Annotated in this window: 10 protein-coding genes; 4 read left to right on the top strand and 6 right to left on the bottom strand. The window is 56.2% G+C overall.

Annotated features, from left to right (window positions below; all coding sequences use genetic code 11):
* Positions 1-65: 65 nt before the first annotated feature.
* The 6 genes from FMN63_RS09725 to FMN63_RS09700 are packed head-to-tail and all read right to left on the bottom strand — an operon-like array spanning position 66 to position 6,099.
* Entirely contained in the window at positions 66-1,430 is a 1,365-nt protein-coding gene (locus FMN63_RS09725) for an aminotransferase class III-fold pyridoxal phosphate-dependent enzyme (RefSeq protein ID WP_148583778.1), read from the bottom strand.
* Complete coding sequence (locus FMN63_RS09720) at positions 1,427-2,203, bottom strand: carbon-nitrogen hydrolase family protein (RefSeq protein WP_148583777.1); 777 nt, start codon at positions 2,201-2,203, stop codon at positions 1,427-1,429. Before FMN63_RS09720 ends, FMN63_RS09725 begins: the two co-directional genes overlap by 4 nt.
* 20 nt (positions 2,204-2,223) lie before the next feature.
* Positions 2,224-3,252: an extracellular solute-binding protein gene (locus FMN63_RS09715; RefSeq protein ID WP_148583776.1), complete on the bottom strand. Its 1,029-nt coding sequence runs from the start codon at positions 3,250-3,252 to the stop codon at positions 2,224-2,226.
* 41 nt (positions 3,253-3,293) lie between these two features.
* Complete coding sequence (locus FMN63_RS09710; protein ID WP_148583775.1) at positions 3,294-4,103, bottom strand: ABC transporter permease; 810 nt, start codon at positions 4,101-4,103, stop codon at positions 3,294-3,296.
* Positions 4,103-5,026, bottom strand: coding sequence for an ABC transporter permease (locus FMN63_RS09705; protein WP_148583774.1), 924 nt, complete (start codon positions 5,024-5,026; stop codon positions 4,103-4,105). The genes FMN63_RS09710 and FMN63_RS09705 overlap by 1 nt, the downstream gene beginning before the upstream one ends.
* A complete protein-coding gene (locus FMN63_RS09700; protein WP_148583773.1) occupies positions 5,026-6,099 on the bottom strand; it encodes an ABC transporter ATP-binding protein in 1,074 nt (357 codons plus the stop codon). The genes FMN63_RS09705 and FMN63_RS09700 overlap by 1 nt, the downstream gene beginning before the upstream one ends.
* Positions 6,100-6,186: 87 nt before the next feature.
* On the opposite strand from FMN63_RS09700, the gene FMN63_RS09695 reads away from it, so the two are divergent.
* The 4 genes from FMN63_RS09695 (at position 6,187) to FMN63_RS09680 (ending at position 10,720) form a co-directional block, all read left to right on the top strand.
* Positions 6,187-6,984, top strand: a complete 798-nt coding sequence (locus FMN63_RS09695) for a helix-turn-helix transcriptional regulator (protein WP_148583772.1) — start codon at positions 6,187-6,189, stop codon at positions 6,982-6,984.
* A 194-nt stretch (positions 6,985-7,178) separates the two neighbouring features.
* Entirely contained in the window at positions 7,179-8,603 is a 1,425-nt protein-coding gene (locus FMN63_RS09690) for an alkaline phosphatase D family protein (protein WP_162530009.1), read from the top strand.
* A 21-nt stretch (positions 8,604-8,624) separates the two neighbouring features.
* Positions 8,625-9,380, top strand: coding sequence for a hypothetical protein (locus tag FMN63_RS09685; RefSeq protein ID WP_148583770.1), 756 nt, complete (start codon positions 8,625-8,627; stop codon positions 9,378-9,380).
* Positions 9,381-9,700: 320 nt separating this feature from the next.
* Complete coding sequence (locus FMN63_RS09680) at positions 9,701-10,720, top strand: LacI family DNA-binding transcriptional regulator (protein WP_162530008.1); 1,020 nt, start codon at positions 9,701-9,703, stop codon at positions 10,718-10,720.
* Positions 10,721-13,460: the final 2,740 nt, after the last annotated feature.

Here is a 13,460-nt window from a genome sequence, read left to right as displayed (position 1 = left end):
TTGCAGACAATCCTACTTTGAACGATGCGGGGCACCCATGTTCAGGGTGCCCCGGCGCGAAGGTGTCACAAGTTTCGACTTACGTCTTCAATACTTTCACGCAAGATGTCGCCAATCTGGCCGATTTGCCCTTCGGTCAGAATGAGTGTCGGCGAGAGGATCAGAATATTGCCGAGCGGGCGGGCTATCAGGCCGCGTTTCTGGGCGGCACGGGCGAGTTTCAGCCCGATGGCATCCTCCGGAGTGAACCCCTCCTTGGTCTCCTTGTCCCTGACGAACTCCAGACCCATCATGAAGTGGCTACCCCGGACTTCGCCAACGATATCGAGATCCGCGAGGCCGCGCAGGGTGTTCTCGAACAGCTTGCCGGTCGTGCGTGCCTTCTCCGGGATCTGTTCCTTTTCCATCAGCGCGATATTGGCAAGGCCCGCAGCGGCTGCGGCCGGATGACCGGAATACGTCATGCCATGGAGGAACATGCCCCCCGGACGTGAAATGACCTCATGGATTTCGTCGGAGACAATGGTGGCCGACAGTGGCTGATAGCCGGAGGTCAGTCCCTTTGCCGTGTTGATGATGTCCGGTTCGTGGCCGAAAACATCCTGCGATGCGAAGAAATGGCCAAGGCGGCCAAAGGCGGTCACCACTTCGTCCGCGATGTACTTGATGTCATAGTCCGCGCAGACCTTCGCCATTCGCGCATGATAACCCGCAGGCGGCACGACGACGCCGCCAGCGCCCTGGATAGGCTCGGCAACAAAGGCAGCAATGTTTTCCGCACCCAGACGCTCAATGGTGTCCTTCAGGTCCTCGACAAGCGCATCGCAGAATTCGGCTTCGGTCATACCGTTGCCTTCACGCCAGTAATGCGGGCTTTTGAGGTGGTGAACGAGGCCCTCTACGTGATCCCATCCCTCGGAATAGGCTGGTGTCGTCATCGCGATCGCAAGATGCGTCGAGCCGTGATAGGCCCCGATGCGGCTCAGGATCTTTTTCTTTTTCGGACGCCCCAGACGATTGTTGTAGTGGTGCAGGATGCGTACGGCGCTGTCATTTGCGACGGACCCCGAATTGCCGAAATAGACCTTGTTGAGCTGGCCAGGTGCCAGTTGGGCGAGTTTTTCCGCAAGCGCCGCGGCAGTCGGGTGGGTGAAGTTGTAAAACGTCGAATAAAAGTCCAGTTCACCCAACTGCTTCGTAATGGCGTCGATGATTTCCCGTCGTCCGTGACCGACGTTGGAACACCACAGCCCACCGATACCATCGATAAGCTCGTTGCCTTCGCTGTCACGCACCATGGCACCTTCGGCACCGACGATCACTGTACGGGCACCATCCTGTTTGAGCAGGTTCAAGTCGGCAAAGGACTGAATCAGGTGGGTGTCTGCGGTCAAAACCGCATCTGTGTTGATATCCGTTTTGATGTTCATTGGAAATTTCCCTCCCGATAATCCAGGTCTTGCCGGGACAGAAGGTCCCGCGGGATGTCTGATACTGGTGCGAGGTCCGCGACCAGAAGTGTTTCTCCGACCCCAGCGCTTGCCAGAAGCTGCGCATCGGGACCGGCAATCAAGGAGTTGCCGCCAAAGGTGAGATCCCCATCGGCACCGAAGAAATTGGCGTAGGCGATGGTCAGCCCGGTTTCAGCCGCTCGCGCTGGCACGAGTGTGTGGGAGACATGCTCGAAACGCTGCGGGTTGGCGGTCGGCACCAGCACCAGGGTAACGCCCTGATCTGCCAGTTGCCGGCAATGCTGCGGAAACTCCACGTCGTAGCAGATGAGAATTGCTGTCTTGCGGCCACAGAACTCGAACACCGTGTAATGTGTGCCGAAGTTGAAACTGGCTTTTTCCATCTCGCCGAAAAGCTGGATCTTTCGATAATGACCAAGCCGTTCGCCGCTGGGGCCGAAGGCGGTTGCGGCGTTATAGACAGCCTCATCGCAGCGTTCGCTCCAACCGACTGTCAGACCGCAACCGGTTTTCTCAGCCAGTTTCGACAACCGCCCGCACCATTCCCCGCCCAGAGGCTGGGCGAGGGATTTGTGCAGATCGGGGCGGTTATACCCGGGTAGAAAAAGCTCGGGAAAGACGACCATACTGGCGCCTGCCATGGCGGCTGCCGTCAGCTGGGTTTCGAGCCGGTTGAACCCCGCCTCGATGTCCCCACAGGTGGCAGGTCCCTGATAAAGCGCCAGTTTCATGATCTTCCGATACCTTGTTTCTACTTTTTCAGGTTGGTCCAGATGGCGTCATAGAGAACCTGAACGTCTTCCGGACAGGCCTGGACGAAGACGCCCTTCTGGTCTGCCGGCGGATTGGATTCAGGTGAGTTGGCAACTTCCGGCTTGAGGAATTCGCCAACACCCTTCACGCCCGCGGTGTACTGCGCGTAGTTGGTGACAGCGGCGGCGTTTTCCGGATCCAGCAGGAAGTTCATGAACTTCAGCGCGTTTTCACGGTTGGGGGCGTCCTTCAGAAGTACGACGTTGTCCATCCACACGATCATGCCTTCCTTGGGGAAGACATATTCGATGTTGGCGCCTTCCGCGCGCGCTTTGGCGGAAAAGCCCGACCAGATCATGCCGGCAGCGGCATCGCCGGAAACCAGAACATCCTTGGCAACGTCAGAGCCGAAAGAAGCCCAGTCGCCCTTGGCTTTCTGAACCAGAGCGTTGAGTTCCTTGAGCTGGGACCGGTCGGACGTGCACTGCGGAATGCCGAGGTAAAGCGACGCCAGGGTCAGCGTTTCACCCGCGGTGTCCAGCACATTGATCTTGCCCTTCAGCTCTGCCGGCGCATCAAAGATCAAGGAAAGGCTGTCGAGTTTGCCCTTGTAGACATCCTTGTTCACCGAGAACGAGGTTGACCCCCACTGATAGGGAATTGAACTCTTGCGGCCCGGATCGAACTCGACGTCCACCCATTTGTCTTCGATGTTGCCGAAGTTGGGCAGCTCGGACGCTTCAAACGTGTCCAGCATGCCTTCGTCGCGCATGATCTTGACCATGTAGTCGCCGGGCACGGCCACGTCGTAGCTACCCAGCTTGCCTGCCTTCAGCGAGGCGAGCAGGGCTTCGTTGCTGTCGAACGTGTCCATGGTGACTTCGACGTCATATTCCTCGGCAAACTTGTCGAGCAGTTCCTGCGGAATGTACTCGAACCAGTGATAGATCGAGAGCTTGCCTTCGGCGTGGGCCCCGGCGGTAAGGGCCAACAGGGCCACGGCGGTTGATGCGAGTAGTTTCCTCATGAATATCTCCACTCTGTCTGGTTGGTTGCTGTTTCAGCTGCTTATGTTTTTTCTTGCCCCATCCGGCCAATCAGCCAGGACAGGGAAACGAAGACCACCGATACGACGAGCATCAGGGTGGAAATGGCCATTATGTTTGGTTTGATGCCCTGCTTGACGGAACCGAAGATGGCTGTCGGCAGGGTCTCGATACCTGCGCCCTTGACGAAGTTCGTAATCAGGAAGTCGTCGAGCGAAATAATGAAGGCGAGCAGGAAGCCGGAGAGAACGCCAGGCGTCATCAGCGGAAGCAGCACCAGTTTGAACGCTTCGCGCGGCGTGGCGTAAAGGTCCATGGCGGCTTGCTCGTACATGTCCGGAATCGATTGCATCCGTGCCGAAATGGGCAGGTAGGCAAATGGAATGCAGAAGACGGTGTGCGCGATAAGGATGGTCGTCAGACCGGTGGTGAATCCGATTGCGGAGAAAAACACCAGGCTTGCCACGGCGGTTACCACTTCCGGCACCATCAGCGGCAGATTGATCAGCGCGAAGGACAGGGTCTTACCCCGGAAACGGCCGGCACGGGTCATCGCCACGGCCGCGAGGGTAGCAACAATGGTTGCAACGATGGAGGCACAAACCGCGATGATTATGGAATTGAGCGCAGCCTGCTGGAACTTTGGTGCTTCCGGCCCGGTGAACACATCCACATACCAGGCCAGGGAAATGCCGCCCCAATTGGTGATCGAGGTCGACGCGTTGAAGGAATAGACAGCGACGACGATCAGAGGGGCATAAAGCACGAAAAGGCAGATAATCGTGACCGTGAGAAAGCCGGGGAAGCGGCGCAGATTTGTCGAAGCAGCCATCAGCGCGCCTCCGCCTTGTTCTGGTTGCGGGCATAGACCAGCAGAACGCACATCACGATGGTCAGCAGGATCATCGAGGCGGCGGCCCCGAAGGGCCAGTTTCCGGCGTTGCCCTTGAACTGTTCCTCGATCAGCGACCCGATCATGAAGGTTTTTGCACCGCCCAGCAGATCCGGCGCCAGAAAGGCCCCGAGGGAGGGAACAAAAACCAGGATGCAGCCCGCGATGATGCCTGGCCTGACGACCGGCAGGATCACCAGCCAAAGGATGGTCCAGGTGCTCGCGTAGAGGTCTGCCGCTGCCTCGGACAGGGAAAAGTCGTAGCGCTCCACCGCCGCATAGATCGGAAGCACCATGAAGGGAAGGTAGGAATAAAACAGGCCGAGCTGCACCGCGAAGTTCGTATTGATAAGGCCGAGTGGCTCATTGATCACGTGGAGCGACAGCAGGAACTCGTTCAGCGGGCCGGTGTCGCGGATCAGAAACTTCATCGAGACTGTCCGGATCAGCAGGTTCACCCAGTAGGGAATGGTGACGAGAAACAGCCAGATCGAACGGGATTCAGGTTTTCTCGTGGCAATGAACCAGGCTGTCGGGAACCCGATCAACAGGCAGGTGATGGTGGCAAGTCCCGCCTGCCAGATGGATCGCCAGAAGATGCCGATATAGGTCCATTCCAGCGTGGGAGGCTCATCGCCGAAGAGGCCGCGATCGAAAAAGAACTGATCGTAGGCGTTGAGCGAAAACTCCCAGATCACGCCGCCCCGAAACTCCTTCGTCAGGAAGGAATAGACAGCCATCATCAGAACAGGTGCGAGCAGAAAGATGCCAATGATGACCCAGGAGGGGAATAGCAGTTTCCAGCCGCTACCCTTGTAGATATTGGACGTTCCGCCTGCGCCGACGGGCGCTCCGGCCGCCATCAGTCTGCCAGCAGACGCGCAGCGCCTGCTTCCAGTTCGAGGCCGATCACATCGCCGGTTTTCGGGAGAAGTGTGCTTTCCGTGTTCTGCAGACGGATACTCATCACTTCGCCGTCGACCAGTTTCACGTGCAGCTGATTGTCAGTGCCGAGATAGGTGTGCCCCGTGACCGTTGCGATCAGGTCTCCGGCGGCCTCTGCACAAATGGAAATACGCTCCGGCCGCACGGACAAGTGCCCTGCCCCCCGTGCTTCGACAGCTGCTGCCGGGCATTCGAAGCGTCGGTTTCCAGGCAACAGGACCTTGGCCATGCCGTCATTGACGGACTCGACCTCGACATCCAGCAGGTTCGTCTCACCGATGAAGTCCGCGACAAAACGGTTGACCGGCGCTTCGTAGATTTCCCGTGGTGGGCCCACTTGCTGCACGCGACCTGACGACATCACGGCGATCCTGTCCGACATGGTCAGCGCTTCTTCCTGGTCGTGGGTCACGAAGATGAAGGCAATACCGGTTTCCCGCTGAATGGCCTTGAGCTCCATGCGCACGGCCTGACGCAGTTTCAGATCCAGGGCGGAGAGCGGCTCGTCGAGAAGCAGGACTTCCGGTCTTGGGGCAAGCGCCCGGGCAAGCGCAACACGCTGCTGCTGACCGCCGGAAAGCTGGCCCGGTTTTCGAGCGGCAAAGTCCGACAGTTGAACCAGCTCCAGAACGTCCCGCACGCGGCGTTCCGCCTCTTGCCGGCTCCAGCCCTTGCGCAACAGCCCGAACATGACGTTGTCGGTCACACTCATGTGCGGGAACAACGCATATTGCTGGAATACGGTGTTGACCGGCCGCTTGAACGGTGGCTGATCAACCAGATCCTTGCCCTTCAGCCGGATATGGCCTTCCGTGACGTCTTCAAATCCGGCTATCGCGCGCAGCAAGGTTGTCTTGCCGCAGCCTGACGGCCCCAGAAGAGTGAAGAATTCGTTTTCCCGGATATCCAGTGAAACACCGTGAAGGGCTGTCACGCTTCCGTAGCGTTTGACGACTTGTTCGACTGAGACTGCAATCCCGGGACTAGTCATACGCACCTCTTGGTGATACCCCTCAATTTATGAATTTGATCGTAAAAATATAAAATTCGGGGGTATATACCCCCAAAGAGGTATGCGGTGCGTCTTCCCAATTCAGCAGAGAAACTTCTTGGCGACGCCATCGCTTCAATCGGCAGAAACACGTTTGAAAACACGCTCTTTCAATGGCTTAGCCGATGCTACCAAATCGACAATACCACCATGCTCGCCTATTTCCAGGACAGGCAACCGAAAGTGCTTTTTGCGCAATCGGTTGAAAGACGTGTTCATGAAAAGCTCGACACCGACTATGTATCCGGAATTTATCTGCTTGATCCCTTTCATGCCCTGCACGTGGAGAAAGAGCCGCGCGGTCTTTACCGACTGAAGGACATCGCACCGGACCAGTTCCATCGAAACGAGTATTTCGCGGCTTATTACCAGCGCACGACACTTATCGACGAAATAGCTTACGTCGCCTACCCGTCCGACGGAGTGTCGGTTCATGTCTGCCTTGGAAGAGACGCCTCATCGGCACGCAAGTATTCCAGCCGCGACTTGCTTCTCGCGAGCCAGCTGGCGCCGATCGTATGCAGCCTGATAGAGCAGCACTGGTCCGGTCTTGAGGGGGGTGGAGAGTATTCCGAAGCCGATCTCACCAGCACATTGATCACCGCAGGTGAACAGGAACTGGACGTCAAGCTCAGCCCGCGTCAGGCAGAGGTGGCCCTTTTGATCCTGCGCGGCCATTCCTCGGTTTCAATCGGCTTGAGGCTGGGGATCAGCTTCCAGACGGTTAAGGTCATTCGCAAGCAACTCTACCGCAAATGCAATATTTCATCACAGGCCGAACTTTTTTCCTGCTTCATGCCCCTGCTCTCCAAACACGGTTCCTAGGCCTGGCGAAAGACTGCTGAATAGCCGTCGGGTAACCCAGCTGGCAAAGTGCGCCCCAGCGCACCATACACCCCACCAATCCGACGCGGATCTCATCTTCCGCAGAACATGACGTACGGCTGAATTCACTAAACCCTTGATTGTGGCGGCTTGAATTGACTAAACTCTGACCTTCAATTGTTAGGTCTTTGGCCGTGACCAATCTGACGCTGCTCACGCGAACCGCACCGAAAAACAAGATACGCGTATGGTTGTGCGTTGATCATACGGGAGAAGAAGCACCTCCCTTGCAACTGAAGTGGAAACTCAACGACCAAGCCGTTGAGCCGACCCCATTGCGCCCGCTTACGCCTGCTCACAGATTTGGCGCTGCCTCGTTCACCGGCGTCTATGAGTTCCCGGTCGAAGGCTCATTCGGCCCCGTCAATCGGGTTTCAGTTGCGACACCGACCCAGTCAACTGAATTAAAGATCAGACATTTCCCGGAAACTCTTTCCCACGATGCCTGGTTTCGAATTCTTCTGGTGTCTTGCTTCCACCAGGCCGAAAACCATCAAGCACTTGTTACGCAAACCTATTTGAACATTCCGACAGCAGAACGACAGGATCTTTCCCTGTTTATGGGCGACCAGGTCTATCTCGACCTGCCAACACTCAACAATTACCCCGACAACGAAGCCAAATTGGCTGCCAGGTTTGAAAGATATTACAAAACCAACTGGACCACATATTTCGGTCTTGATGCCCTGTTGAAGTCCGCTCCGGCAGTCTTTTGTGCAGATGACCACGAATATTGGAACAATTTCCCGCACCGCTCTCCAATCATTCAAAACTCCTGGAAGAAGAGTTCCAGGCAACGCTGGAAGAGCGCCGCAGACCAGCTCTTCGACGCCTTCCAATGCGCAACGCCCGCAAATCGCGGAGACAACATTGAAATTGATGTCAATCCACTCTCGATCATGGTGCTTGATCAGCGCACTCACCGGGCAGAAGACCGCAGCGCAACTCTTGCTCCCAGCGGACTTGAGCAGCTGAACGATTGGGTGGACCGATTAATCGACGAAAAGAAAATCGGCGCCGTTGTGACGGGTCAATCGCTCCTGGACAAACCGGTTGGCCAATTTCAGGGTGCCGTTGCAGACTGGCTGCTGTCCAATTACCGCGACTATGTAGGTATCGTTACAGCACTCCAGCGGCTTTCCGACGCCGGCCGCCCCGTATTGCTTCTGACAGGGGATGTACACTGGGGGCGCGTTACCAGGATCAAGGAAGCCGGAAGGACCCGGTTCATTGAAATCGTCTGCTCGCCTTCCTCGTTGGTGTCTACCGTCGGCAGCGACCAGCTCAAGAACATAGGCGCTGGGTTTCGCAAGTTCTTCAAAGGTGAGGAAGCGCGTTGGCCACGTCATTCAAAAGCGCCCGATGCGGAGCCGTATTTTGCGCAGCAGCTCTTCGGCAAACGCTTCCGAACTGAAGTCCTCTACAAACACCAGGGCGATCAATTCGCCATGCTTGCCCTGCGTAAAGCCGCAAATACGCTCGAAGCCAAAGTTACCTACTACGAAATCCACAAACGCCCGGCCAATCCGAGAGTGGTCCCGCTTGGACTTCTCAGATAACCGGCCTCAGGGAGATTTCAGATGCTGAACATCATTGCCTCTTCGGCCAAGGACCTTAATCCGGAATTCGTGCAGACGGTCAGACATAGAAACGAAGACAACGTTAAGTGGGTCAATAGAAATCTTGAAGATTTGGCAAGCAGAGAGGGCGCAAGCGGCCTGTCCTATCTGGTCCTCATCGGCGGCAAACAGAAGGCCTATTTTCATACACGCGTCGCCCAGGGCCACCTCAGAAACGACATGAGTCCAAGCCACTGGTCACATGTCGTGCTGCTTCAAGGATCCGGCCCGACAAAGAAAGGTGCGATCTGGGAAATCCCTCTGGAGCCGGCAGAGGGATTTGGTTACCCACCCTCCGACAACGCTGTCGAAGAGGCCCACCTTTCCAACTACGCCAGCAAGAACATGTACCCCAACATAGCGCTCATGCAGCTTCCGGTGAAACTGAGCGAGATGAAGAAAACCATTCTACAGTTCAAGAAGCAGCGTGTTGACCTGGACTGCGTTGAATTGCTTCTGCTTTGGCTTGGCTACGCCTGGGGTGTCGGCCGGGCAACCAATCCTTTGTTCGACGGCTATGGAATTCCGTCGGCCGCATTCATCGAGGCTCTGTGCTCCGCCAACGGTTACGATCTGACACCTGGCCTGGAGAGCCGTGCCAGTTGTCCAGAAGCAATCTGGCAAGCCGCACGCTGGTGGCACGAATTTCAAGAGAACCAGCAGGACGTGACCCCGATAAAGGGAATGTGGCACACTGAGCATTACCTCGGAAAGTAGTGACCAGCAGACTGCTTTTCTGTGCGAGTGGATCGAAACTTAGGGTTTGAAAGCAGGCTTCCTCAAACGGAAAGACTTTCCCACCTCAGTCTGTTTTTTGAGGTTCAGCAGGGCTGACCTGCTGCTTGATTGAAGCCAGTTGGCGCCCCCTCCCCTCCCCCTTTTCAGATCTCCAGGTGGCTTTAGGTCCTTGACGACCGGCACTTCCTTGCTTTTGTCGCTTGCATTCCATAAACGTTTACGGTGCAATGTCGCAGAGTAACTTTTCACCAAGATCTTTTCGCAAACGGTCTCGGCATTTGCTCCAGGAGTCCTTTTCATTGAACATAAAAGACCTCGCGCAACATCTTGGGATTTCGATTGGAACCGTTTCGCGAGCGCTGAACGACAAGCCGGACGTAAATGCCAAGACCCGAGAGCGGGTGCTCAACGCCGCTGTTGAACTGGGATACAGCGCAAACGCCTCAGGGCGCTCCCTCCGTCGTGGAACGACGCAGACCATCGGTTTCATGCTCGAAACCGGTCAGACGAAACTGTGGAGCGGCGACAATTTCTTCATGCCGGCGATCGATGCCATGCTGGCAGAGCTCGAAAGGGAAGGCTACGATCTCATCATCCTGCCCTGCCATTCCGCAACCGACCCGACCGCGTTTCTGAAACGCGTGATCGCACGTGGCACTACGGACGCCATTGTTGTCACGACCACCATGAAAAACGACCCGCGGATCGAGTTTCTGCTCAAGTCGCGACTTCCGTTCCTGACACTCGGCCGGTCTAGTTTGGCGGATCAACATCCATGGATCGATCTTGATCTCGAAGGCTACGTCGGCCAGACAATCCGCAAGCTGGTGGAACTCGGACACAAGCGTATCGCGATTACGGTGCCCCCTGCCCTATCCCACATCACCAGCCTGCTGCGCCAAACGTTTAAAAAAGCCATTGCAGAAACGGGATTGGAATTCGACCCTGATCTCATTTTCGAATGCGAAGTCAGCGAGTCCGGTGGCCATCAGGTGACACGCCAACTCCTTGACATGCCAAACCGCGCGACTGCACTGCTGCTCAACTACGACCTTATGGCTTTTGGCGTTTACTCCGCTTTGCAGGAAGCAGGACTATCGCCTGGCAAAGACCTTTCGGTTGCAGCTCTTCGACGGAGCAAGCCTCTCCCCTTCCTGCACCCGCCCCTAACGGCTTACGACATCGACCTGAAGGAGCTGGGCCAAACAATTGCAAGAGAAGTTCTGAAGGTGTTACGCGACAGCAGCCACAAAACCAAGATTGCATGGCCCGCCACAATGACCATCACAGAGAGCCTAGCCCCGCCCGCCGGCAGTTAACCTCAAAGGGTTCAAGTGACCTGTAACTGGATTGCACCTCGGGGCATGTGCAGAAGGGTGCGCAGATTCCAGGCCCACTTTCTCACGCCACACACCGCCCCTCCCCTACTGCGCTGAATATGTTCTGGACCACCACCAACACACCATTCGTTGTCTTGCAAAACCCGAAAGACGGAACTTCAGCTGGATCCTGCAGACAGCCCCTCGCGCTGGAAGAGAAGCGATGCCGATAGCATCAAACCGGATATCTGCTTGCGACTTCGGGCCAAGCTATTGCCCCGTCCGATCGGGATCGCTGACTGAACCGCTTCCACCTCTGCTTCACCGTCCACCTCTCCTCTACGCGAACTCTGCAGCGCATTCGGGACAACACGAACACCCTTGAAGGCGAACAGAAGATAGGTTGAGCTAAAGCCTCTTCAAAGCGTCTGCCAGCCCCTCCAAAAAACTATATTTCCTACACGCTATCGTCTGCGCCTTGCCCGATGCTTCTTAAGTCAGAAAAACATCAAATCGACACGCAACGCCCCTGAGGCCTTCGCCTGACCCGCACGCGCCACTCACTGATGGTCTAGACTAACATGCCCTGGCATTCGCACTCGGAACATCAGCCCCGGATGTCGAAAAGCGAGACAAATTGCGCTGCTCCGCAGCCCTCTCCTAGGAACCTCTTGGGAACGTTGGCTCACGTCAAATGGCTTGCCCAGCCCCATGTCAACTAGACAGTTCCCGACCGGCAATACCCGTCTTTTCCAAATCTGGTCCTTGGAGTATCGAATATAGCAATTGCTATAAACTGCGAACGACGCTCGTTAGAGGTCGGAGTAGGCAACCCGTTCGGCTTGCTCGTCTACGCGATATAGCAATTGCTATATTTGCTCCTCTCCGCCGCATGGCCGTTAGAAGAAGACTTATTCAAACAAATGCCCAAACCGCTGAACTAGGACGAAACAGTGAGATTCGGCCTCATAACGCTCGTCTAGTGGCCTTGGTGACGTAGGCAGAATAGTTTCACTCACCTCTGGTATTTAACGCCTAAACCAACGTCGCAACACCCTTTCTCACTCAACAACAGGAACGGACAGCGACACTAGTTGGGCGAAATTATGCAGTAATCAGAGCAGAGCTATTGGGCCACATGGCACCAGTTCTGATGGGTAGGAAGCCCCAAGAAGGCAAAAAGACACCTATAAAAATAAAGGCAATGACATCGTCGCTCTAACGAAGAAGGGTAGGGGCGTAACGAGCCCGGGGGCATCTGAGAGAAAGTCGATGCTCCCTTCAGAATAGCTTCCAGTTAGTCGGCGACCATTCATGAAACCAGACCGTCACCCCTCGCGAACGAAGAACAGGGGTGGAAAAAGATTGCAGACAACCGCTCTGATTGGACTTCCAATCTACCGGGAACCCTTGAGCCGCCAACCGCGATTTGCGACGTCGCTGATTGGAAACTAGTGCACCATGCCTACGTTCGATTACTCGCTTTGCGCGCACCATCTTCTCGCCGTCGGAACGACCACAGGAGCACCGCCAAACCGAGTACCCAAAGCAGGAAGCTGATGTATTCACCACACGCATGGTAGCCGCCTGAACCTACACAGGTACGCTCAATACAGCCTCAAGAAACAAACCTCGCCAGTTTCGCCTCCGTGATCAAATGTCCCTCGACGCTAAGGCGGCGCGCAGAGCATAACAGGGTGCGAGCCAGGCATGGATCATTGCATCGCCATTTGCTCATAAGGTCCAAGCCGTGATGGCTAGCCTCGCCCTCGCAATCTGGCAAAGCAATTTTTGCGACTGCCAGCATCGTAAGAGTTGCTTGGCGCGTGGGCGAGGGGGGCAATGGCTGGGCTGCTACACGGCGTCACGAATAGCGGCATCAGGGTTAACTGCCTTGATGAAAAGGCCAAAGCACAGACACCGGGCGGCGAATTCTTTCGGTTCAAGACATCGTAGCCCACGCCATATCTTGACGATGGCTATGATCGATTGGGAGGCGAGGGCGCACTTTTGAAGTTCCCCCTTGGTCGATAGTGCGGAGCACGGCGCCATTGCCCATCAGGACGCTCCTCATTGGCCCTTGATTGCCACGGTGCCGCGACTGATTAGAAGTCCCGATTTGACGCCGGCCGTCTCTTCGCCCTTGGTGCACCCTGGCTGCAAACTGACAGCTGTCCCGGGTCGGCTTTCCTGATCACCCGAACCCAGTGACAACACACATTCTCCAGTGATTTGAACACCCCGCATGCCTGATAGTTCAAAACACCGAAAGACATCAGAGGCTAAAGCCGCCGAACGGCAAATTCCTGCACCCAAAGTCCACCAACCCTGTTCCGGCATAGTCCGATCCGCCATTGGGTGCGAGCAACGGATCCAGACAATCCGCTGCAAACGCCTCGCGGCTCTTCTTCGCTTATGGCCGGCGGGTAGCGCGAACGGTCAGACGCATGGCCGACCATATTTCCCGTGCAGAAAACGCTTCCGCGACCCGGTGCCTGCGATGCAGGGTAACCTAGAGAACGAGCCATCGACGCACGGCTGCAGGCGAAAGCGGGTACTACGACTTTCCGTTTCTGGGCTCTCCAAGACGCCTGAGATATTCCAAAACGCATGCAACACCCTCGAGAATGTCTTGAGACGGATGCGACCTTTTTTGAACGAAGCCCCACAGGTGATGCGCAATAGACGCGACGATAAAGGGAGCAGGGACCATTCAGCGCGCGGCAGGGCGGGGCGGGGC

Source organism: Stappia sp. BW2 (genome assembly GCF_008107695.1).
Lineage (GTDB): Bacteria > Pseudomonadota > Alphaproteobacteria > Rhizobiales > Stappiaceae > Roseibium.
The sequence above is the reverse complement of the archived record's forward strand: the minus strand, read 5'-3'. Positions and strand labels throughout refer to the sequence as shown.